Origin of the sequence: Streptomyces sp. BE20 (assembly GCF_036322525.1) — a bacterium.
GTDB lineage: Bacteria > Actinomycetota > Actinomycetes > Streptomycetales > Streptomycetaceae > Kitasatospora.
The window spans coordinates 101535-122332 of record NZ_JAQYWW010000683.1 but is presented as its reverse complement, the minus strand read 5'-3'; the positions used below and the strand labels follow the sequence as shown (position 1 = coordinate 122332).

Genomic DNA, 20798 nt, shown 5'->3' with positions numbered 1-20798 from the left:
TGTTCGGACGGTGGAGGTCGGCACGTATTACTGGCGTGAGACGGCTGCCCCGCCCGGGTATCAGTTGCCTGCTTCGCCGGTGTTCGGTCCGTTGGTTCTGACTCCGGCGAATGCTTCGGCCGGTGTGCAGGTGACGGCCGCCGATCTGCCGCAGCCCCCGGTGACGGGTGAGGTCCGGGTCCTGAAGAAGGACGCGAACACGGGCGCGGTCCTGGCCGGTGCGGTGTTCGAGCTGTGGAAGGAGACCAACGGCATCCCCGGTCTGCAGACGACTGGCGTGAACCCCGACACCCAGGTCGGCGCCCCGTGCACCACCGGCGCCGACGGCCTCTGCCGTCGGACGGTGGAGGTCGGCGGGTACTACTGGCGTGAGACGGCTGCCCCGCCCGGGTACCAGCTGCCGTCCCTGCCGGTCTTCGGTCCGCTGGTCCTGACGGCGCAGAACGCGTCCGAGGGCGTCCAGATCACGGCGCGCGACTGCCCGTCGCCGAAGCCGCCGGCCGACGGCTCGATCCACCTCACCAAGAAGGACGACAAGTCGGGCAGGCCGCTGGCCGGCGCCGTGTTCGAGCTGTGGAAGGAGACCAACGGCATCCCCGGTCTGCAGACCGGTGGGCCCAACCCCGACACCCGCTCGGGTGCGTCCTGCACCACCAGCGCCGACGGCGGGTGCGACTTCAGGCACCTGTCGGCGGGCCAGTACTACCTGCGGGAGACCGTCGCGCCTCCGGGCTACGACCTTCCGCGCGACCCGGTGACCTGCCCCTACACGGTCGACGAGGACGACTGCGTCACCGTCGTGCTGACCAACAAGAAGCACGACGACGACTGCTAGGAACCGAGGAGGCCGGGAACCCGGGACCCGGGAACCCGACGGCGCAGGAGCGTCGGACTGTCGGAATGCTGGACCCGCCCGGAGCCCCCGTGCTCCGGGCGGGTCCGCCATGTCCGGCCCGCCCTCAGACGAGGACGTGCCGCAGGCCCCCGAGCAGGTGGGCGCGGAAGGCCGGGTCCGTGTACGCCTCGGGTGCGTGGCCGAGGGAGGTGTAGTAGGTGGGGACGCCGTCGTGCTCGCCGCACCAGGCGATCGGGTGCCGGTCGGCCGACCCCATCGAGGCGCCCCGGTAGTCGGCCTCGTCGACGGTGAGCAGGACCCGGGCGCCGCCTTCGCGCGGGTCCGAGCGGAAGTCGTACCACTCGTCGGTCCAGTCCCAGCGGGCCGGGAGATGCGCGGTGGACGGGTGGTCGGCGTCGGCGACCCGGAGGACGGCGGGCTGGATCGGCGGGTGCCGGTCGAAGCGGGCGCCGACCAGGCCCTCGAACCAGGGCCACTCGTACGCGGTGGTGGAGGCCGCGTGCACGCCCAGCCAGCCGTGGCCGGCGGTCAGGTGGGCGCGCAGCGCGTCCTGCCCGGCCTCGTCGAGCACCTCGCCGCCCGTGGAGAGGAAGACCACGGCCGCGTACCGGCGCAGGGTGTCCGGCCGGAAGACGGCCGGGTCCTCGGTGGCGTCGGCGGTGAAGCCGTGCCGTTCGCCCAGCTCGTGCAGCGCGCGGGTGCCGTCCAGTGCCGAGGCGTGCGGGAAGCGGAGGTTGCGACGGTAGATCAGGATCCGGGCCATGGGGGCGATCCTGCCAGGTGCCCGGGCGGGCGCGGCCGGGCGTTCCGTCGGCGAGGGCCGGGAGGGCGACCGCGCCGGGGGCCCGGGGGCGCGTCGTAGGCTCTCGGGTCATGACCGTCCTGCGCTCCGCCCTCCTGTTCGTCCTCGCCGCCCTCCTGGAGATCGGGGGCGCGTGGATGGTCTGGCAGGGGGTGCGTGAGCACCGCGGCTGGGCGTGGATCGGGGCGGGCGTCGTCGCGCTCGGTGCCTACGGCTTTGTGGCGACCCTGCAGCCGGACGGCAACTTCGGTCGGGTGCTGGCCGCGTACGGCGGGGTGTTCGTGGCCGGCTCGCTGCTCTGGGGCATGGCGGTGGACGGCTTCCGGCCGACCCGGTACGACGTGGTCGGGGCGCTGGTCTGCCTCGCGGGCGTCGCCGTGATCATGTACGGCCCCCGGCGCTGAATCCGGCCCCGGCTCTCACCTGCCGGACGGGTCGTGCAGTGCCGAAGCCCCCTGCCCACGTCTCGGGGAGTCCCGAACGGTCGGCACACCTCGCGATCTGCTGCGCGCCCCTTCTCGGGTTCCGGGCGCCGGGGCGGCGGGTGCACGCGAGCGACCCCGCGGACCGGGGTGTCCGCGGGGTCGGGCCTTGAACGGGGTCGGGCCTTGAACGGGGTGGGGCGGGGCCGGGGCGTGCCGATGCGGAGGGGCCGCCCGGCTGCGGCCCGGTTACGTCTGGCGGTAGGTGGCCAGGAAACGGCCGATCCGGTTGATCGCGGTCTCCAGGTCGTCGGCCCGGGGGAGGGTGACGAAGCGGAAGTGGTCCGGGCGGGGCCAGTTGAAGCCGGTGCCCTGGACGACGTGGATCTTCTCGCGGAGCAGCAGGTCCAGGACGAACCGCTCGTCGTCGACGATCCGGTGGACGGCGGGGTCCAGTTTGGCGAACGCATACAGCGCGCCCTTGGGGCGGACGCAGCTGACGCCGGGGATCTCGTTGAGCGCCTTGTGGGCGACGTCGCGCTGCTCGGCGAGGCGGCCGGTGGGCAGGACCAGGTCGTTGATGGACTGGTGGCCGCCGAGCGCGGCCTGGACGGCGTACTGGGCCGGGACGTTGGGGCAGAGCCGCATGCCGGAGAGCATGGTGAGGCCCTCCAGATAGTCGGACGCGTGCTGCTTGGGTCCGGACACGACCAGCCAGCCGCTGCGGAAGCCGGCCACCCGGTAGGACTTGGAGAGGCCGTTGAAGGTGAGGGTGAGGACGTCGTCGGCGAGCGCGGCCAGGCAGTGGTGCTCGGTGCCGTCGTAGAGGATCTTGTCGTAGATCTCGTCGGCGAGGACCATCAGGTGGTGCCGGCGGGCGAGGTCGAGGATGCCCTCCAGCAGTTCCTTCGGATAGACGGCGCCGGTGGGGTTGTTGGGGTTGATGACGACGATCGCCTTGGTACGGGCGGTGATCTTCGACGCGATGTCGTCGAGGTCCGGGTACCACTCCGCCTCCTCGTCGCAGACGTAGTGCACCGCCTTGCCGCCGGCCAGCCGGATCACGGCGGTCCAGAGCGGGTAGTCCGGCATCGGGACGAGCACCTCGTCGCCGTCGTCCACGAGTGCGGTGACGGACATCTGGATCAGCTCGGAGACGCCGTTGCCGAGGTAGACGTCGTTGACGGTGACACCGCTGACGCCGCGCTGCTGGTAGTACTGCACGACGGCGCGCCGGGCGGGCAGGATGCCGCGGGAGTCGCTGTAGCCGTGGGCGTTGGGGAGGTTGCGGATGATGTCCTGGATGATCTCCTCGGGCGCCTCGAAGCCGAACGTGGCCGGGTTGCCGGTGTTCAGCCGGAGCACGCTGTGCCCGGCCTCCTCCAGTGCGTTGGCCTGGTCGACCACCGGGCCGCGGATCTCGTAGCACACGTCATTCAGCTTGCTGGACTGCCGAAACTCCATCTGCGGCCTCCCGACCGTCACACCGCGTGGATCCTTCTTGCTTTGTTCTACCAAGTAAGCACTTGGAAAGTCCAACCTTTTGGCTATGCTGATCCACATGTCACGCCGAAGCTACGACCAGTACTGCGCCGTCGCCCGCGCCCTGGACGCGGTGGGGGAGCGCTGGAGCCTCCTGATCGTCCGTGAACTCCTCGCCGGCCCGCGCCGCTACACCGACCTGCACGCCGACCTGCCCGGAGTCTCCACCGACATCCTCGCCGCGCGCCTCAAGCAGTTGGAGGGTGAGGGGCTGGTGGAGCGGCGGCGGCTGGAGCGGCCGGCCAACGCCACCGTCTACGAACTGACCGCGCGCGGCGCCTCGCTCCGGCCGGTCGTCGACGCGCTCGGAGCCTGGGGGCTCCCGGCGCTAGGCGAGCAGCGGCCGACCGATGCGGTGCGATCGCACTGGATCACCGGGGAGGTGGATCCGGGGACGGCTCCGGACGGGGAACGGGACGCGGGCCGGGATGCGGACGGAGCTCCGGAGGCTTCGGGAACACCGGCGGACAGGGCGATGCTCGCGGGCTAGGGTCCGCCGGGCGCCGCGCTTGGTCCGCCCGCCCGCTCGGCCGGGGCGGTGACCTCCCTGTGTGGCTCCGGTTCCGCCCGGCCGGGCGGACGCGGCCCGGCACCGCGGGGGCGCCCGTGTGGGAGGCGCCGCACCCGCGGCCCGGCGGTGGGGAGCTGCTGCGGCGCCCGGCTCCCCCGAGACCGGCCGTCGATCCGCGCAGACGGCCCGCACTGCTCGCGGCGTCCGTCCCTCCCGACCTGCACCACTCTGCCGGGCGGCGATAAACGGCGGATCGACATCCGCTTGTCGCGGTCGTTCACCGGGCAGCGGCGGCCGTGCCGCGGTCCGGTCGCGGGAGGGGTCCGCCCCGGGACGCGCGGGCGCTGCGCGTACGATCGTCGGGCCATCGAGAAGACTGTGGAGAACGCCGTGCGCCACGCGCCCACCACCTACAGCAGTTACGTCGCCGTCGGGGACTCCTTCACCGAGGGCATGTGCGACGAACTGTCGCCCGACGGTCATTACCGGGGCTGGGCGGACCGCCTCGCCGAACGCCTCGCCGCCGAGCGGCCGGCCGGGGACTTCCGGTACGCCAACCTCGCCGTCCGCGGCAAACTCATCGGCCAGATCCACGACGAGCAGATCGACACCGCCACCGCCATGGGCGCCGACCTGGTCACCCTGGCCGGCGGCCTCAACGACGTGCTGCGTCCCCGCTGCGACGTCGTCCGCGTCGAGGACCTGCTCGGCCGCTCCGCCACCGCGCTGCGCGCCACCGGCGCCACCGTCGTCCTGTTCACCAGCACCGACCCGACGCGGCGGATGGCCGGCTCGGCCCGCCTGCTCCCGGCCATCCTGCGGATGAAGGCCTTCGTCCACGAGCTCGCCCAGGATCCGGGCATCGCCGTGGTCGACCTCTTCTCCGCGCCCTGCTTCGACGACCGGCGGCTCTGGGCGGAGGACCGGCTGCACCTCTCGCCCGAAGGTCACCGCCGGGTCGCCGAGGCTGTGTCGGAGGCGCTCGGCCGCCCCACCGCAATCGACTGGCGTGCCCCGCTGGCGCCCGCCGACCCCCCGCGCCGCACGGAGAAGCTGGCCGCCGACGCCCGCTGGGCCCGGACCCACCTGGGTCCGTGGGTCGGCCGCAGGCTCACCGGCCGCTCCTCCGGCGACGGCCGCGCGCCCAAGCGCGCGGAACTGCTGCCGTTCGAGGCCCGCGAGGCTCAGGGGGCGTAGCGGCCGGCCGGTCGGTCGGCCGGTCTGATCGACCGGGACCGGTCCTGTCCGCCCGGTGGTGCACGCGCGTGCTCCTCCCGACCTCGGAGGACCTCGGAGGACCTCGGCGGACGGCGGCGGGCTCCCGGGGAACCGGTCACCCACCGCTGCCGCCGTGCAGCGAGGCTCCTTCGCCGACGCCCTGCCGGGCGTCGGCCCCGGCCGTACTCCCGTAGGACCGGACTGCGGGGCCGGTGCCGACAGCGCCGCAGGACGAGTCTTCAGGACCGCCCGGCGTCCTCGACGTTGGCGATCATCCGGCGCAGCACTCTGAGCGCAGCGGTGTACTCCTCGTCGCTGATGCCCCGGTGGACGACGGTGCGCAGCTCGGTGACCAGCTCGCGCAGGCCGACCCTGGCGGTCTGCCCGGCGTCGGTGAGGTGCAGGCGCCCTCCGGCGTCGGTGCGGAGCCAGTCGCGGTGGAGCAGTTGGTCGACGACCCGGGAGATCTCGTCCGGTCCGTCGGCGAGCGGCGACAGCTGGGCGACCACCTCCTCGCGGCTCGGCGCCGAAGGCCCGCCGTTCACGCGGTTGAGCACCCAGTACTGCGGCTGCGTGGCGTCGATCCTGGCCATGGCGTCGCGCAGGTGCCGGGTGACGGTCGCGTGGGCGAGGCCGCTCCAGTAGCCGACGGGCTGGGTGGCCAGCACGTCGTCGGTCGCGGCCGGGTCGGCGGGTGCCTGGTCGGTGGGTGCCCGGTCGGTGGTGGTTCCGGTCGTCTGTTCCATGATCGCGACGCTACCTCCCCCGTGCCCGGAGGCGGCCACCCGCAGGCAGGTGCCCCGTCAGCCCCGGAAGAGGTTGTGACCGACGTCCGAGGGCACCTCGTCCTGGTACGGGGTGGAGTCCGGACCGGGTACGTGCTCGCCCGGGACCGGCTCGGTGCTCTCGCGGTGCAGCAGCACGACACCGTCCTCCGACCAGAGCGTCCGGTAACCGTGCGCCAGCAGCAGGTCGATCCTGGCCGCCTGCTCGCGGTCGGTCCGGAACGGGAAGGACCGCTTGTCGGCGCGGATCAGCACGTACTCGCGCCCGCGCGGCTTCTCGTCCACCAGGACCACGTCCGTCCGGGCCGTCAGCCGGGGCGCTGCCTGGTTGTCGGCCTCGACGGACGCGCCGTCCGGGATCCGTGCCGCGCCGCGCAGCAGCGCGGCCTCGCTCGCCTTCGGCTGCCAGTAGGCGGGCACGAACAGGTTCGCCGCCCCGAGCGGCAGCGCCGCCGCGACGGTGACGGCGGCGGCTGCCACACCGAGGCGCCGGGTCAGTGCCCGGTCGTGGTGGCGGCCCAGCACCTCCAGGGCGGCGACCAGCAGGATCGGCCAGAGGAACGCGTCGTAGTGCCGGGCGATCGACCAGTGGTTCGGGTTGCTGGAGAGCACCCGTTCGGCCAGCAGCGGCAGGGCGCAGAGGATCGTCGCGGAACGCAGCGGCAGAAGGAACAGCGTGCCGAAGATCCAGAGCAGCAGCAGCGGCTTCAGCGGCGCGTCGACGAGGGCCGAGAGGAGCCGGGTCGGATCGGAGAGCACGTTGGCCACCGCCGAGCCGCCGTCCTCGCCGAGCGCCTGGTAGTTCCAGTAGTAGCCGGGCACCCCGCCCATGGCCGGGACCAGCCAGGCGATGGCGACCACCGAGGCGAGCGGCCCGCCGAGCAGCAGCCCGGTGCCCCAGCGGACGGCCCGCCTGCGTCGCGCCGGCTCCGTGTCGCGGCGGGCCCGCAGCAGCAGCACCAGCCCGTACGCGCCGACCGCCAGCCCCATGTCCTCCTTGGTGCAGCAGAGCAGCAGTGCGGCGAACGCGGCGGTGCCGTAACGGCGGGCCAGCCCGCGCTCCAGCATCAGCAGGGTGAGCGGCACCGCGAACGCCACCTCGTGGAAGCCGCCGCGCGAGGCCACCAGCAGCGGCCAGCCCAGGCCGTACGCGAGCGCGGCGAGGTCGGCGGCGCGACGGGCGGTGCGCGGGGCGGCGTCGGCGAAGCAGCGGTCGGCGATCCGGCGGATCAGCGGCACTCCGGCCGCGAAGCAGAGCGCCTGGCCGAGGAGGAGGGAGCGCGGGTCGTCCCAGAGCCAGTAGAGCGGCGCCATCAGGGCGATCACCGGGGAGAAGTGATCGCCGAGGAGGGAGAAGCCGGGCGGGAACGCGTGGTGATAGCTCTTCAGCGTCGAGACCGGCAGGCCGAAGTGCGCGTAGCCGCGGACGCCCTGGTCGAAGATGCCGAGGTCGAAGCCGCCCAGCTGGGCGGTGGTCCACTGCTGGGCGCCGATGGCCAGGCAGACGGCGAAGCAGAGCACGGTGAACGCGATCGTGCGGGCCCGCGGGGAGAAGCGGAGGTCGGCGAACCGGTCGGCGGACGTGCGGTCCCCGGCGTCGGCGGTGTCACCCGCGTCGGCGGTGTCACCGGGGTCGAGGGCGTCCGGGTACGGCGTCACGTCGTGCCGGGGCATGCCTGATTCCTCCAGTGTGCTGTGGTGCGCGGTGCTGCTCGTGCCGTGTGCGGTGCCCCCGGATCCTGAGCGGATCCGGGTCGCTTCCGTCCTGCTTGAGCCCTGACCGCCTCGCCCGGCCGAACCGACACCGGCCGACCACACTAACCGACCGCGGTTCCGGCGGATCGGTACGCTCTACAGCGCACGACCTCACCCGACCGGAGGAACACCAGCACCGTGACCGTCCCGAGCCTCAACCTCGTCTCCGACTGCGGGAGCTGCTTCGGGCTGTGCTGCGTCGCGCTGCCGTTCGCCGCGGGCAGCGATTTCGCCGTCAACAAGTCCGCCGGAAGCCCGTGCCGCAACCTGCAGACCGACTTCACCTGCGGCATCCACGAGCGGCTGCGCGACACCGGCTTCCCCGGCTGCACGGTGTACGACTGCTTCGGGGCCGGCCAGCACGTGTCGCAAGTCACCTTCGGTGGGCGCAGCTGGCGCGAGGACCCGGAGAGCGGCGCGCGGATGTTCGAGGTGTTCCCGGTGGTGCGGCAGCTGCACGAGCTGCTGCGGTACCTCACCGAGGCGCTCACCTTCGCTCCCGCCCGTCCGGTCCACGCCGAGCTGGGCGAGGCGCTGGAGGAGACCGGCAGGCTCGCCGCCGGCACGCCCGAGGAGATCCTGGCGGTCGACGTGCCCGCGCACCGGCAGCGCGTGGCCGAGCTGCTGCTGAAGGCGAGCGAGCTGGTCCGGGCCGCCGTGCCGCGCCGCCGCGAGCACCGGGGCGCGGACCTGTTCGGCGCCCGCCTGCGCGGCGCGGACCTGCGCGGCGCCAACCTGCGGGGCGCCCTGATGGTCGCCGCCGACCTGTCCGGCGCGGACCTGCGGCTCGCCGACCTGATCGGGGCGGACCTCCGGGACGCCGACCTGTCCGGTGCCGACCTCACCGAGGTGCTCTTCCTCACCCAGATCCAGCTCAACGCGGCGCGGGGTGATGCGACGACCCGCCTGCCGGAGACGCTGAAGCGCCCGGGGCACTGGCCGGAGGCCGCGGGTGCCACCCCGGCCGGGCGGGGCGGCGCCCGCGGGCCGCAGGGCGGTCGGCCGCGCGGTGGGGGGCAGCGCGGCGGTGCCCGCAGCGGCCAGGGCGGGGAGGGAGGCCGGAGCGGTCAGGGTGCTCAGGGCCGGGACGGCCGAGGCGGCGGTCAAGGGCGGAGCGGCGGACAGCAGGGCAGGCCGCGCCCGCGGTGAGGCTGTGCCGGCGTTCCGTCCGACCCGTTCCACCCCGCCCGTCCTGTTCGCCCCGCACACCCGGCCCCACCGCACCCGGCCGCGCCGGGTCGGCGCGGCCGGGTCAGTCGATGTACACGCTCCGGCCGGTCGGGTAGGTGCCCTGTCGGCCGGGTAGGACGACGGCGATCTCCGAGCCGCCGCAGCCCGGGGCGTCGAAGACGGAGACGGGCTCGTTGGTCTGGTTGGTGACCGTCAGCGGCGTGCGGATCCCCTCGTAGCAGCCGCTCGGGTGTTTGTAGCGGGCCCCGTTGACGGCGAGCGAGCCCTGGGCGGCGAGGGCCGAGGTGGGCAGGGCGAGGGTGAGGGCACCTGCTGCGGCCAGGGTGCCGCAGACGGTGACGAGACGTCGCACGATCGATACCTCCGGGGGTGGCGAGGGGCTGGGTCGAGCGGGGCCGGGCGGAGTCGGGCAGGTCCTTCAGACGGCCAGTACCCGTTGTTCGGTCACCGGATGCCGGCGGAGCAGTGCACAGGACGTACCGGCGAGCACAGTGAGCGCGACGTCGGCGAGCGCGTACGCCGAACCCGCCGGGTGGAGGGGCCAGGCCCAGGGTTCGGGGCGACCGTCCGGGTTCCAGCCGGTCGCCGAGCAGAGCAGCGGGACGACGGCGAGCGCGGCGGCGGCCGGGCGGTGGCCCACCAGGGGGTGGAGCAGCAGCGCGAGACCGAGGTAGCCGGCGGTGTCGCGGGCGATGACGAGGGTGAGGTCGCCCTGTCCGGCCGCGTACGCGAGGGCGCCGACCGCCGTGCCGGTGACGGCGACGCCGAGGGTGAGCGCGACGTCCCACCCGCGCAGGAACCGCCCGGCGACCGTCTCCGTCCGCAGGTCACCCCGGCCCAGCCCGTACAGCAGGAAGACCGCCGGGATCAGGGTGATCACGTGCGCAACCAGGAAGTGTCCGGCCCGGCCGCGCAGCGCGGGCACCGGCAGTTCGCCGTCCCCGAGCAGCAGGCCGAGGGCGAACGTGCCCGCGAGCGCGGCGGTGACGGCCGGCACCGCACGGGCCTTGCACCACCAGATCACGGGGCGCCACCCGCCCCGGCGCTCCCCGGTCCGGCCGTCGTGGTCCCCGGTCCGACGGCAGGCGGCGGGGCGCCGCACCGGCCGAGTGCCTCGACGGCCCTTCGGTACCAGTCGAGTTGGGCCTCCCGGGGAAGCCGCAGCAGCTGCGCGGCGCGGGCGGTGTCCGCGTCGTCGAACCGGCCGCCGGAGGACGGCGGCACGGTGCTGCCGTCCGGACCCGCCCGTGCGGCGAGCCAGGCGGCGGCCGTGCCCGCCGCCGCACCCGCCGGGTACGGGCCGCCGTGCAGGGCGCAGTCCGGGACCCGGGGGAGCAGACCGCCGACCACGGCGGGCGCGACGTCCTGCACCCGGGCGTCGGTGGGGACGCCCAGCTTGGCCTCGCCGGGCCCCGGTCGGCCGGCCATGGTGAACGCCTCCGGTACGGGCACACCGTGCCCGGCCAGGGTGCCGGCGAGTCGCCGGGTCTCCGCGCGGACCATGGTCGAGCGGGCGGCGCCCAGTTCGGGCCAGAGGCAGACGCGAGGCCGGCCGTGGTCGCAGACCAGGGCGGCGGCGGACCGCGTCCGGACGGGCTCCGGGCCGAGGTCGCGGGCGAGGTGCGCGGCGAGTCCGATGCCGGTCGCCGTCACCGCCAGCGCGGCTGCCAGGGCGATCGGCGCGCCCCGCTGCCGGATCAGCAGGACGGCGGCCGAGCAGACCGCGGCCGAGAACACCAGTGAACTCGCCACCGCCCGGCCGTCCAGGACCTGGTCCACCGCGCAGCAGTCGGCGAGGCCGCCGCCGACCAGGTGCCGCAGCCAGTAGGTGTCGAACGAGGCCGGGTAGGCGTTCAGGACGAAGCTGCTGACCAGCGCGAGAGGGACGGCGACCACCGGCGCCAGCACCCGCCCGACGACCGACCCGATCAGGGTGTCGGCGAGCAGGAGCCCGGCCCAGACGGCGAGGACACCGGGCTGCGGCACCCCGGTCACCGTGCCGCCGGCCGCCGCGGTGGTGCCGAGCGCGGTCACCATGCCCAGCCCGCCCATCACGGCGACGGGCAGGAGCAGCGGCGCGGTGATGGTCAGCGGGGACCGGACCGGCGAGCGGTCGAAGACCCGGCCGCGGTGCAGTCGCCCGCCCTCCCAGGCCCCGGCGGCCGCGCAGGCGGCGCCGGCGAACGGCAGCGCGAGGCTGGCGTGGCCGGCGGCGGCGAGCCCGTAGGCGGGGGTGGTCCAGGCGGTCAGGTCGTCGCCGAGGGCGACCAGGACGAAGCCGAGCAGGAACGGCAGCACACGGGTGCCCGCCGAGACCCGGAGGACGGTGCGCAGCAGCATGTCACGTCTCCCGTTCGATCAGGCGGGCGTACGCGGCCTCGGCGCTCGGGGTGCCGGGGCCGCGCACGCCGGTATCGGGGCCCGCGGCACCGCCACCCGCGGGGCCGCGACCTGTGGGACCGCCACCCGCGGCACTCCCGGCACCGGGGCCGGCGGTGTCGGCGGCACCGACGACGGCGCCGTCCGCGAGCGCGTGGAACTCCCCGGTGCCGCCCTGGAACCGGATCCGGCCCCGGTCCAGCACCACCACGTGCCGGTAGGTCTCGGCGAGGTCCTCGGTCTGGTGGGTGGAGACGACGACGCTCACGTCCTCCGTCAACTCCTCGACCAGCGAACGGAACACCGCCCGCTGGGTCGGGTCGAGTCCGGCGGTGGGCTCGTCCATGAGGATCAGCTCGCTGTGGTGGGCCAGGCAGCCGGCGATGCCCAGCCGGCGGAGCTGGCCCCCGGAGAGCTGGTGCCCGGCCCGGTCGGCGAGCCGGTCCAGCCCGACCCGGGCGAGCGCGCCGGCCGAGGCCTGCCAGGCGGCGGTGCGCGACATGCCCTTCAGCCAGCCGCAGTACGCGACCTGCTCGCGCACGCTGAGCCCCGGGACCGGGGTGACCTGTTGGGGTAACCAGGCCACGGCGCGCCGGTAGGCGGCCCGGTCGCCGCCGCCGGTGGCCGGGTTGACGCCGTGCCAGGTGACGGATCCCCGGTGCGGGGACAGGTGGGAGGCGGCGAGGGACATCAGCGTGGACTTCCCGGCGCCGTTGGGGCCGAGCAGGACGGTGGCCCGGTTCTCGATCCTCAGGTCGAGACCGGCGAAGAGGGTGGCCTTTCGGTTGTACTGGAATTCGATGCGGTGGAATTCGAGAGCCATGGCGGGGTCGACGCATTTCGCTCGGGGAAGTGGGCCGTCGTTCCGGGCGTTCCCGGGCGTTCCCGGGCGTTCCCGGGCGTTCGGGTCGTGCCGACGGAAGGGGCGTCCGTCGGCACGCCTCGGCACGGCGGCGGATCGGCGGCGGATCGGGTCCGGGTGTGTCAGTACCGGGTGCTCACGGTGTCCACCCAGAGCTTTCCGCCACCGCGCACGCCCTCCAGTACGAAGTAGTAGTCGCCGGAGCTCTGGTCGCCCCAGGCGGAGCCGTCGCAGTGGTTGAGCCGGTAACCGTAGGACTTGTCCGGGCCGAACACGTCCTTGAAGAGCGCGAGGTCGGCGTCCTTGAAGTCGTTGGTGTCGGTGGTGCAGCCCTGGAAGGTGACCGTGGTGACGGTGTCGTCCCGGTCGGCGTCCGCCCAGCGGCGGGACTCCGAGCCCGGGCCCCACTTGCCGATGTGCGACGTCCAGGAGCCCTCGGCGAGGGCGGGCGTGGCCCCGGCGAACCCGATCAGTGCGGCGGCCACCAGGGCGCCGCGCAGGAGCGTGCGGTTCTCGGCGTGCATGTTCCGTCCGATCTTTTCGGTGACACCGCCGTGCGGGGCGGAGTCATGCAGGCAAAAAGAAACGAGCGGAGGTTCGACCGGAACGGTCTCGGTCACCCGATCGGCCGAGCCGCCGCGGGAATGACATTAGCGTGCACGAACAGGTGGCCAGCACTATTTTTTCCGGCCATTCGGAGGGCCGAGGTCTGGGGGAGGAGGGATGGCAAGGGCGTGATCGATATTCACCGTAAATTCTCTACCGCGGCAACGGTCCGGACAATATCGACCGCCGGTGTCCGTTTTTGAACAGAAAGCCGGGCGATTCCTTTTCTATGTGATTGTCGTTCCAGTGATGTACTGGCCAGTTACCGCCCTCGGGCGGCTACACCGTGAGAAGCCGGGCGCGAAGTCCGCCGATCACGGCCCCGTCGATCCCGACCTTGCCGGTGGCGTAGGCGTGCACCGACCCGTGGGCGGCGGTCAGGTCCGCGAGCGTCAGCCGGATCACCTCCTCCGGAGCGCGTCCGAACGCCGGCCAGCGCAGCGCGCGCCCCGGGTTGGAGGCCCGCCAGTCGGCCACCAGCCGGGCGGTGACCAGCTCGGTGAGTGCGAAGTCCGCGGCGACGTCGTCCTCGTCGACTCCGAGCAGGGTGAGCACCAGTGCGCCTATCAGTCCGGTGCGGTCCTTGCCGGAGGCGCAGTGGAACACCACCGGCCGGTCGGCCGCGGCGATCACCTCCAGCACCTCCCGGATCTCCGCCGCCCCGTCCTCCGCCACCTCGGCGAAACGATCCGCCAGGTGCCGCCAGGGATCCACGTCCGGGTCGATCTCGGCCTGGTCGTAGGGCCGGTGCTCGATCGAGAGGTTGTGGTACGCGACCCCGTCCAGCTCCGGGACCCTCCCCTTGCGGGCGATCTCCCACGGGTAGCGCAGGTCGATCACCGTTCCGATGTCCAGTGCCCGGAACCGTTCGAGGTCGGCGGGGGAGGCGAGGGTGCCCAGGGAGGCGGAACGGTAGAGCCGGCCCCAGCGGACCGACCGGCCGTCGGCGGTCGGGTAGCCGCCCAGGTCGCGGAAGTTGATCGGGCCTTCGAAGGTGATGTGGCGTGTCATGTTCGCACCCTAAGGGGTGGTGCGTGCGCGGCCCCGGGCGGGACTCACCGCTGCTCCGGCGCCGTGACGACGGCCTGGAGCAGCCCCGGGAAGGCGTCCTCGAACTCCTCCCGGCGCAGTGCGTTGAGGCGGGAGGTCCCCACGTAGTACTGGCGGATGAGGCCGGCCTCGCGCAGGACGTGGAAGTGGTGGGTGGCTGTCGACTTGCCGACCGGCAGTTCGATCACCCCGCAGGCGAGGTCCTCGCCGGCCGCGTGCAGCTCGCGGACGATGTGGCGCCGGACGGGGTCGACGAGCGCCTCCAGCACCTGCTGGAGCGCGACCGTGCGGAGGTCGGGGTGGGGCGGGACGCGGTCCCTGGTGGTGCCGCGCTGCGCTGCTCGTGTCATCGGTGGTGGGCCTCCCGCCGGTCATCGTACGACAGCTGTCGAAGTTTGACAGCTGCCGTACTTTGAAGTTGTCTGGAGGGGTCGCCACCTATGGGGAACGGGAGTTGAGCGATGGTCAGGACTGTGCGCTTTCACGAGCTGGGCGGGCCGGAGGTGCTGCGGCTGGAGGACGCGCCGATCGCCGCGCCGGGCGCCGGTGAACTGCTGATCCGCGTCGACGCGATCGGGGTCAACCGGGCCGAGGTGCTGTTCCGCAGCGGCCGGTACATCGAGGACGTCCGGGAGTTCCCCGGTCGGTTGGGCACCGAGGCGGCGGGCGTGGTCGAGGCGGTCGGACCGGGGGTGGCGGGGTTCGCCGCAGGGGACCGGGTGAGCGTGGTGCCCGCGTTCTCGATGAACGACTACAGCGTCTACGCGGAGCGGGCTGTCGTCCCGGCGGACGCCGTCCTGCACCGGCCGGAGGGGCTGGACGCGGTCGGCGGCGCGGCGGTCTGGATGCCGTACGTGACGGCGTACGGGGCGCTGGTGGAGACCGGCGGCATGCGGGCCGGCGACACGGTGGTGATCACGGCCGCGTCCAGCAGCGTCGGCCTGGCCGCCCTGCAGATCGCCGACCGGGTGGGCGCGACGCCCATCGCCACCACCAGAACGGCCGCGAAGCGCGACGCCCTCCTGAAGGCCGGCGCGGCGGACGTGATCGTGACGGACGAGGAGGACGTCGCGGAGCGGGTCCTGGAGCTGACCGGGGGCCGGGGTGCGACGTTCGTCTTCGACGCCGTCGCGGGCCCGGGCGTGGTCGAGCTGGCCGAGGCCCTGGCCCGGGGCGGCACCCTCTTCGTCTACGGCATGCTGAGTGGCCTGGACACGCCGTTCCCGCCGATGGCCCTGATGAGCGGCAGGGCGATGCGCAGCTACATCCTCCACGAGACCACCAGGGACCCGGAGGCCCTGCGTCGTGCCGAGGCCTTCGTCGCCTCCGGTCTGCGCACCGGGGCCTTCCGGCCGGTGGTCGACCGGACCTTCCCGCTGGAGGAGATCGCCGACGCCCACCGCTACATGGAGGCGGGTACGCAGGTCGGCAAGATCGTGGTGACCGTCGACCACTGACGGCGGCTCCGGGACGCCCGGGAAGCCCCGTCGGCCCGGGGCGGCGGCAGGTCGCCGACGGGGAGGACAGAGGCCGGCCGGGAACGGGCGGCCGGGAACGGGCGTGCGCGGCGGTTCGTGGCCGCCGGCGCGGCCGAAGTGGGCAGCGGCGAACCGGTGGTGAAGACGGGGGCAGGGGGCGATCCTTCCGGCGCGGCCTCCCGCCGGCGGGGATGGTGCGCCATGATGGGGACGGAAGGACGGTGCCCGGCGACCCGTGCCACGGAGGTCCCTTGGAACGCAACCTCGCGACCGCGGCCGACCGCGCCGACTACCTGGTCGAGCTTTCCAACATCGCCTGCCAGGTCAACCTCGGCGGCCCCGCCCCGCGTTCACTGCACCGTCTCCACCTGGTGATCCAGGCGCTGACCAGGCTCACCGGAGACCGGAACGTCTCCGTCTACCTGGTCGCGGACCGCAGCCTGCTGGGCGGCAGGAGGGAGTTCACCGACCCGGCGGACGCCCGCATGCTGCGGCGGTGGGTCACCGCCGGCCTGGTGGAGGAGGTGCCGGACGCCGACGAACGCGTCCTGGAGATCGCCGGCATGACCGGCATCCAGGTCGTCACCGGCGACTACTACGACGACTTCCGCCTCGAACACCCGTGGATCCAGGGCAACACCTGGCAGTTCCTCAAGCCCGAGCCGGCCCGCGGGGGTACGGTGCGGCTGGTGCCGCTCGACATGGGGCACCGGACGGGCGCGGAGATCTCGAAGAAGATGGAGCTGTCCGCGCTCAAGAAGCAGGGACTGCTCACCCCCGCCCGCAAGCCCCTGGTCGAGGTCGTCGGCCGCGCCTGGCGCTGCCCCGAACAGCGCTGCACGCTCTACAGCGTCCACCGCGGGGGCCGGGTGATGCTCCCGCGGATGCGGCAGGGCCTGCCCACCTGCGAACTGCACGGCGCCCCGCTGCTCGACGACGGGACGCGGCCCGGCGCCGCACAGTTGAAGGTGGTCGTCGACGGGCAGTGCGTGGCCCGGTACACGCTCGACGAGGGCTCGCAGACGGCGGTAGGTCGGGCGCCCGGTACGGCGGACGGCATCGCGCTGCTCGCCCTGCTGCCGTCCGCGCTCGCCGCCCGGGTGAGCCGCCGGCACCTGGTGGTGTCGGTGCGCGGCGGCTCGGTGGTGGTGCGGGACACCAGCACGTACGGCAGCCGGATGCGCGCGGCCGGCCGGCACGGACAGTGCGGCCCCTGGGAGCAGTTGCCGCCCGGGGCGAACCGCCCGTTCCGGCCGGGCGACGAGGTCGAACTCGCGCCGGGGCTGGTGCTGACCCGCAGCGGTCGCCGCTTCCCCGCCGAACTGGCCGGCTCCTGGCAGTCCGACGTCGCGCGCCGGTCGCTCCCGCCGGGAGCGGCGGAGGCCACCCGGATCATGTAGGCGTGAGCGGTGGCCGGTTCGCGCGGACACCGCGGCGGAGCGCCCGCGACGGGGCGCGGGCGACGGGGCGGCCGGGACGGGGCGCTGGCGGGGCTCAGACGCTGCGGTCCGTCAGCACCTCCCGGAGCACGTGGCGGGCGTTGGCCGCCAGGGGCGGATTGGTCGTGCGGTAGTACGGCAGCTGGATCAGCGCGATCGAGAGGGCCCAGGCGCGGCCGCGCTCCCAGGTGGCGTCGTCGACGGCGAGGGCGGTGCGGAAGACGGGGCGGGCGCTGCCGGGGAGGAGGTTCCAGGCGGCGATCAGGTCGACGGTCGGATCGCCGACCCCGGTCTGGCCGAAGTCGAGCACGCCGCCGAGGTGTTGGCCGGTGAGCAGGAGGTTGCCGGGGGACAGGTCGCCATGGATCCAGGTGGGCGGTCCGGCCCGCTCCGGAAGGCGGAGGGCCTTGTCCCACAGGGCGGTTGCGGTGTCCGTGTCGATCATTCCGCGCAGCCGGCCGATGGCCGCGCGGGTCGCGGCGTCGCGGGCGGCGAGCGGTGCGCCGCGCGAGGCCGCCGGGGCGTCCGGAGTCGGCTCGACCTTGCGCAGGGAGGTGATGAAACCGGCGATGGCGTGGGCGAGTCGAACCGGTTCGGCGAGCGATCCGACGATCGGGTTGACGCCGTCCAGCCAGCGCACCACCGACCAGTTCCACTGGTATCCCGAGGACGGGCGGCCGTGGCCGAGCGGCTCGGGAACCGGGACCGGGAGCCGGGAGGCGAGGCGGGGGAGCCAGTGCTGCTCGCGCGTGACGCCGTCGGCGGCCCAACCGGCCCGCGGGAGACGGACGGCGAGCTCCGGACCGAGGCGGAACATCGCGTTGTCCGTCCCGGTGGAGGCGACCCGTTGCAGCGGAAGCCCCTTCCACTGCGGGAACTGAGCGGAGATCAACCGTCGGACCAGGCCGGCGTCGATGTCGGGTTCGTCGTCGTGCATGCGGTCGGGCGGTCGGGCGGCTGCGCACATGCCCGGCACTGTACGCCTGGACCGGCGGGTGATCGCCTCCTTTTCGAACACCAGGGTGGGATCGTGAGGACTTCACGGGGGTGTTGGGTTTCCAGGGGGGCGCTCGGGGGCGCGGCCGTGCTGGTCGGAGCCGCTTCCGCCGGAGGAGGGGCACGCGATGACCGACCCGCTCCGGTAGGTCTCGGTCGGCCGGGGACGCGGTCCCGCCGGAGGGACGGCCGCGCACCGCCTCCTCACCTTCTTCCACGCCGCCCGCCCGTCCCGTCGCACCCGCGCCACGCCCGGGGTGGTGGGGGCGGGCGGGGGTGTCGTCGGCAGCTGCCAGAATGCGGGGGTACGGACAGCAACTCTGAAGAAGGTGACCGGCTTCGTGACCACGCCAGTCGAACAGGCGGCCCGACAGGCCCAACAGGCGATCGAGCGGAAGATCGCCGAGGAGCTGGGCGTCCGCGAGGGACAGGTGAAGTCGGCGGTCGATCTGCTGGACGGCGGTGCGACGGTTCCGTTCGTGGCCCGCTACCGCAAGGAGGCCACCGGCTCGCTGGACGACACGCAGCTGCGCACGCTGGAGGAGCGGCTGCGGTACCTGCGGGAGTTGGAGGAGCGGCGGACGGCCGTCCTGGAGTCGATCGAGGCACAGGGCAAGCTGGACGACGCGCTGCGTGCGCAGATCCTCGGCGCCGACTCGAAGGCGCGGCTGGAGGACATCTACCTGCCGTTCAAGCCGAAGCGGCGCACCAAGGCGCAGATCGCCCGCGAGGCGGGGCTGGAGCCGCTGGCGGACACCCTGCTCGCGGACCCCTCGCAGGACCCGGCGGCGCTCGCCGGGACGTTCCTCAACGAGTCCGTCGCCGACGCGCCCGCCGCGCTGGAGGGCGCCCGGTCGATCCTGGTCGAGCGGTTCGGCGAGGACGCCGACCTGGTCGGCTCGCTGCGCGAGCGGATGTGGACGCGCGGCCGGCTGGTCGCCACCGTCCGCGACGGCAAGGAGCAGGACGGCGCCAAGTTCGCCGACTACTTCGACTTCGCCGAGCCGTACACCAAGCTCCCCTCGCACCGCATCCTCGCGATGCTGCGCGGCGAGAAGGAGGAGGTGCTGGACCTCGACCTCTCCCCGTTCGACGGCGACGAGGCGGGCGACCTGCCCGGCGCGAGCGACTACGAGCAGCGCATCGCCGCCCGGTTCGGGGTCGCGGACCACGGACGCCCGGCCGACAAGTGGCTCGGCGACACCGTCCGCTGGGCCTGGCGCACCCGCATCCTGGTCCGGCTCGGCATCGACCTGCGCGGCCGGCTGCGCCAGGAGGCCGAGGACGAGGCAGTGCGCGTCTTCGCCGCCAACCTGCGCGACCTGCTGCTCGCCGCCCCGGCGGGCACCCGCGCCACCATGGGCCTGGACCCGGGCTTCCGGACCGGCGTGAAGGTCGCCGTCGTGGACGCCACCGGCAAGGTGGTCGCCCACGACACGATCTACCCGCACCAGCCGGCCAACAAGTGGGACGCCGCGCTGGCGACCCTGGCGGCGCTGGCGAAGAAGCACTCCGTCGACCTGGTCGCGATCGGCAACGGCACCGCCTCGCGGGAGACGGACAAGCTGGCCGAGGACCTCCTCACGCGCCACCCGGAGCTGAAGCTCACCAGGGCGATGGTCAGCGAGGCCGGCGCCTCGGTCTACTCGGCCTCGGCGTTCGCCTCGCAGGAGCTGCCCGACCTGGACGTGTCGATCCGCGGCGCGGTCTCGATCGCCCGCCGGCTCCAGGACCCGCTGGCCGAGCTCGTCAAGATCGACCCCAAGTCGATCGGCGTCGGCCAGTACCAGCACGACCTCAGCGAGGTGAAGCTCTCCCGCTCGCTGGACGCGGTGGTCGAGGACTGCGTGAACGCGGTCGGGGTGGACGTGAACACCGCCTCCGCACCGCTGCTCACCCGGGTCTCGGGCGTCACCGGGACGCTCGCCGACAACATCGTGGCGCACCGCGACGCCAACGGGCCGTTCCGCACGCGCAAGGCGCTGAAGGACGTCGCCCGCCTCGGGCCGAAGGCCTTCGAGCAGTGCGCGGGCTTCCTGCGGATCCCGGACGGCGACGACCCGCTGGACGCCTCCGGCGTCCACCCGGAGGCGTACCCGGTGGTGCGGCGGATCCTCGCCGCCTCGGGAGGGGAGCTGCGCGAGCTGATCGGGAACGGCACCCGGCTGCGGGCGCTGCGGCCGGGCGACTTCGCGGACGACACCTTCGGCATCCCGACCGTCACCGACATCCTCGGCGAGCTGGACAAGCCGGGCCGGGACCCGCGACCGGCCTTCCGCACCGCGACCTTCAAGGAGGGCGTCGACAAGATCGGCGACCTGGAGGTCGGCATGGTGCTGGAGGGCGTGGTGACCAACGTGGCCGCGTTCGGCGCCTTCGTGGACGTGGGCGTCCACCAGGACGGGCTGGTGCACGTGTCGGCGCTGTCGAGGAACTTCGTCAAGGACCCGCGCGAGGTGGTCAAGCCGGGCGACATCGTGACCGTCCGGGTCACCTCGGTGGACGTGCCGCGCAAGCGGATCGGGCTCACACTGCGGCTGGACGACGAGGTCGGGCGCGGGGCCGGGGACCGCGGCGGAGACCGCGGCGGTGAGCGGCGCGGTCCCGGTGAGCAGGGCGGGCGCCAGCGGCAGGGCGGCGGCGGTGGCGGTGGTGCCGGTGGTGGCCGCCCGCCGCGCCAGGACCGGCGCGGGTCGGGCGGCGGCTCCGCCGCTCCGGCGCCGGCGGGGAACAGCGCCATGGCGGACGCGCTGCGGCGGGCCGGGCTGACCGGCGGTGACCAGCAGGGTCGCGGTTCGGGTGACCGGCGGTCCGGGCGGCGCTGACGCGGTGCGCCGAGCCGGCGGGCCCGCGGGCGGGGGAGCTCCCCCGCCCGCGGGCCCACCCGCCGACCGGCGGTCCGCCGG

18 protein-coding genes and 2 pseudogenes are annotated in these 20798 nt (G+C 73.9%); 8 read left to right on the top strand and 12 right to left on the bottom strand.

Annotated elements, in window-relative coordinates; all coding sequences use genetic code 11:
* The coding region (locus tag PUR61_RS15430; protein ID WP_329879415.1) for an MSCRAMM family protein at nt 1–835 on the top strand (835 nt) is incomplete at its 5' end.
* A gap of 124 nt (nt 836–959) precedes the next feature.
* Here the strand turns inward: PUR61_RS15430 and PUR61_RS15425 are convergent.
* Nucleotides 960–1619, bottom strand: coding sequence for a ThuA domain-containing protein (locus PUR61_RS15425; RefSeq protein ID WP_329879414.1), 660 nt, complete (start codon nt 1617–1619; stop codon nt 960–962).
* Between the two features lie 110 nt (nt 1620–1729).
* Between PUR61_RS15425 and PUR61_RS15420 the strand changes: the two genes are divergently transcribed.
* Nucleotides 1730–2062 carry a YnfA family protein gene (locus PUR61_RS15420; RefSeq protein WP_329879413.1) on the top strand — a complete coding sequence of 111 codons (333 nt, stop codon included), beginning with the start codon at nt 1730–1732 and terminating at the stop codon, nt 2060–2062.
* 267 nt (nt 2063–2329) lie between these two features.
* Here PUR61_RS15420 and PUR61_RS15415 read toward each other — a convergent pair whose 3' ends face one another.
* A complete protein-coding gene (locus PUR61_RS15415) occupies nt 2330–3544 on the bottom strand; it encodes a pyridoxal phosphate-dependent aminotransferase (RefSeq protein ID WP_329879412.1) in 1215 nt (404 codons plus the stop codon).
* Between the two features lie 97 nt (nt 3545–3641).
* On the opposite strand from PUR61_RS15415, the pseudogene PUR61_RS15410 reads away from it, so the two are divergent.
* A pseudogene (locus PUR61_RS15410) lies at nt 3642–3992 on the top strand (winged helix-turn-helix transcriptional regulator); the annotation flags it as partial.
* A gap of 519 nt (nt 3993–4511) precedes the next feature.
* Nucleotides 4512–5330 (top strand): SGNH/GDSL hydrolase family protein, encoded by an 819-nt coding sequence (locus tag PUR61_RS15405; protein ID WP_329879411.1) that lies wholly within the window; start codon nt 4512–4514, stop codon nt 5328–5330.
* Between the two features lie 260 nt (nt 5331–5590).
* Here the strand turns inward: PUR61_RS15405 and PUR61_RS15400 are convergent, their stop codons facing one another.
* On the bottom strand, nt 5591–6097 hold the full coding sequence (locus PUR61_RS15400) for a MarR family winged helix-turn-helix transcriptional regulator (RefSeq protein ID WP_329879410.1): 507 nt from the start codon (nt 6095–6097) through the stop codon (nt 5591–5593).
* A gap of 57 nt (nt 6098–6154) precedes the next feature.
* A complete protein-coding gene (locus PUR61_RS15395) occupies nt 6155–7810 on the bottom strand; it encodes a DUF2079 domain-containing protein (protein WP_329879409.1) in 1656 nt (551 codons plus the stop codon).
* 219 nt (nt 7811–8029) lie between these two features.
* Here PUR61_RS15395 and PUR61_RS15390 point away from each other — a divergent pair.
* A pseudogene (locus tag PUR61_RS15390) lies at nt 8030–8830 on the top strand (pentapeptide repeat-containing protein); the annotation flags it as partial.
* A 313-nt stretch (nt 8831–9143) separates the two neighbouring features.
* On the opposite strand, the gene PUR61_RS15385 reads toward PUR61_RS15390, so the two are convergent.
* From PUR61_RS15385 to PUR61_RS15355, 7 genes are all read right to left on the bottom strand, one after another.
* Nucleotides 9144–9434, bottom strand: coding sequence for a hypothetical protein (locus tag PUR61_RS15385; protein ID WP_329879408.1), 291 nt, complete (start codon nt 9432–9434; stop codon nt 9144–9146).
* A 66-nt stretch (nt 9435–9500) separates the two neighbouring features.
* Nucleotides 9501–10106, bottom strand: coding sequence for a hypothetical protein (locus PUR61_RS15380; RefSeq protein ID WP_329879407.1), 606 nt, complete (start codon nt 10104–10106; stop codon nt 9501–9503).
* Complete coding sequence (locus PUR61_RS15375; RefSeq protein ID WP_329879406.1) at nt 10103–11422, bottom strand: DUF7224 domain-containing protein; 1320 nt, start codon at nt 11420–11422, stop codon at nt 10103–10105. The genes PUR61_RS15380 and PUR61_RS15375 overlap by 4 nt, the downstream gene beginning before the upstream one ends.
* Before the next feature lies 1 nt (nt 11423).
* Entirely contained in the window at nt 11424–12284 is an 861-nt protein-coding gene (locus PUR61_RS15370; RefSeq protein ID WP_329879405.1) for an ATP-binding cassette domain-containing protein, read from the bottom strand.
* A gap of 161 nt (nt 12285–12445) precedes the next feature.
* Nucleotides 12446–12847, bottom strand: a complete 402-nt coding sequence (locus tag PUR61_RS15365; RefSeq protein ID WP_329879404.1) for a hypothetical protein — start codon at nt 12845–12847, stop codon at nt 12446–12448.
* Between the two features lie 361 nt (nt 12848–13208).
* The gene (locus PUR61_RS15360) at nt 13209–13940 is read right to left on the bottom strand and encodes a tyrosine-protein phosphatase (protein WP_329879403.1); all 732 of its coding nucleotides are present in this window, start codon (nt 13938–13940) and stop codon (nt 13209–13211) included.
* 44 nt (nt 13941–13984) lie between these two features.
* Entirely contained in the window at nt 13985–14329 is a 345-nt protein-coding gene (locus PUR61_RS15355; RefSeq protein ID WP_329879402.1) for an ArsR/SmtB family transcription factor, read from the bottom strand.
* A 111-nt stretch (nt 14330–14440) separates the two neighbouring features.
* Between PUR61_RS15355 and PUR61_RS15350 the strand changes: the two genes are divergently transcribed.
* Together PUR61_RS15350 and PUR61_RS15345 are read left to right on the top strand one after the other, a co-directional pair.
* Nucleotides 14441–15436, top strand: coding sequence for a zinc-dependent alcohol dehydrogenase family protein (locus tag PUR61_RS15350; RefSeq protein ID WP_329879401.1), 996 nt, complete (start codon nt 14441–14443; stop codon nt 15434–15436).
* A 272-nt stretch (nt 15437–15708) separates the two neighbouring features.
* Complete coding sequence (locus PUR61_RS15345) at nt 15709–16857, top strand: FHA domain-containing protein (protein ID WP_329879400.1); 1149 nt, start codon at nt 15709–15711, stop codon at nt 16855–16857.
* Between the two features lie 94 nt (nt 16858–16951).
* Here PUR61_RS15345 and PUR61_RS15340 read toward each other — a convergent pair whose 3' ends face one another.
* Nucleotides 16952–17863 (bottom strand): aminoglycoside phosphotransferase family protein, encoded by a 912-nt coding sequence (locus tag PUR61_RS15340; protein ID WP_329879399.1) that lies wholly within the window; start codon nt 17861–17863, stop codon nt 16952–16954.
* A 370-nt stretch (nt 17864–18233) separates the two neighbouring features.
* On the opposite strand from PUR61_RS15340, the gene PUR61_RS15335 reads away from it, so the two are divergent.
* Nucleotides 18234–20717 carry a Tex family protein gene (locus tag PUR61_RS15335; protein WP_329879398.1) on the top strand — a complete coding sequence of 828 codons (2484 nt, stop codon included), beginning with the start codon at nt 18234–18236 and terminating at the stop codon, nt 20715–20717.
* Nucleotides 20718–20798: the final 81 nt, after the last annotated feature.

Coding starts and splice junctions, on each gene's coding strand:
- PUR61_RS15425 (WP_329879414.1), bottom strand. CDS start 1,619: ATGGCCCGGATCCTGATCTACCGTCGCAACCTCCGCTTCCCGCACGCC.
- PUR61_RS15420 (WP_329879413.1), top strand. CDS start 1,730: ATGACCGTCCTGCGCTCCGCCCTCCTGTTCGTCCTCGCCGCCCTCCTG.
- PUR61_RS15415 (WP_329879412.1), bottom strand. CDS start 3,544: ATGGAGTTTCGGCAGTCCAGCAAGCTGAATGACGTGTGCTACGAGATC.
- PUR61_RS15400 (WP_329879410.1), bottom strand. CDS start 6,097: ATGGAACAGACGACCGGAACCACCACCGACCGGGCACCCACCGACCAG.
- PUR61_RS15395 (WP_329879409.1), bottom strand. CDS start 7,810: ATGCCCCGGCACGACGTGACGCCGTACCCGGACGCCCTCGACCCCGGT.
- PUR61_RS15375 (WP_329879406.1), bottom strand. CDS start 11,422: ATGCTGCTGCGCACCGTCCTCCGGGTCTCGGCGGGCACCCGTGTGCTG.
- PUR61_RS15370 (WP_329879405.1), bottom strand. CDS start 12,284: ATGGCTCTCGAATTCCACCGCATCGAATTCCAGTACAACCGAAAGGCC.
- PUR61_RS15365 (WP_329879404.1), bottom strand. CDS start 12,847: ATGCACGCCGAGAACCGCACGCTCCTGCGCGGCGCCCTGGTGGCCGCC.
- PUR61_RS15360 (WP_329879403.1), bottom strand. CDS start 13,940: ATGACACGCCACATCACCTTCGAAGGCCCGATCAACTTCCGCGACCTG.
- PUR61_RS15355 (WP_329879402.1), bottom strand. CDS start 14,329: ATGACACGAGCAGCGCAGCGCGGCACCACCAGGGACCGCGTCCCGCCC.
- PUR61_RS15350 (WP_329879401.1), top strand. CDS start 14,441: ATGGTCAGGACTGTGCGCTTTCACGAGCTGGGCGGGCCGGAGGTGCTG.
- PUR61_RS15340 (WP_329879399.1), bottom strand. CDS start 17,863: ATGTGCGCAGCCGCCCGACCGCCCGACCGCATGCACGACGACGAACCC.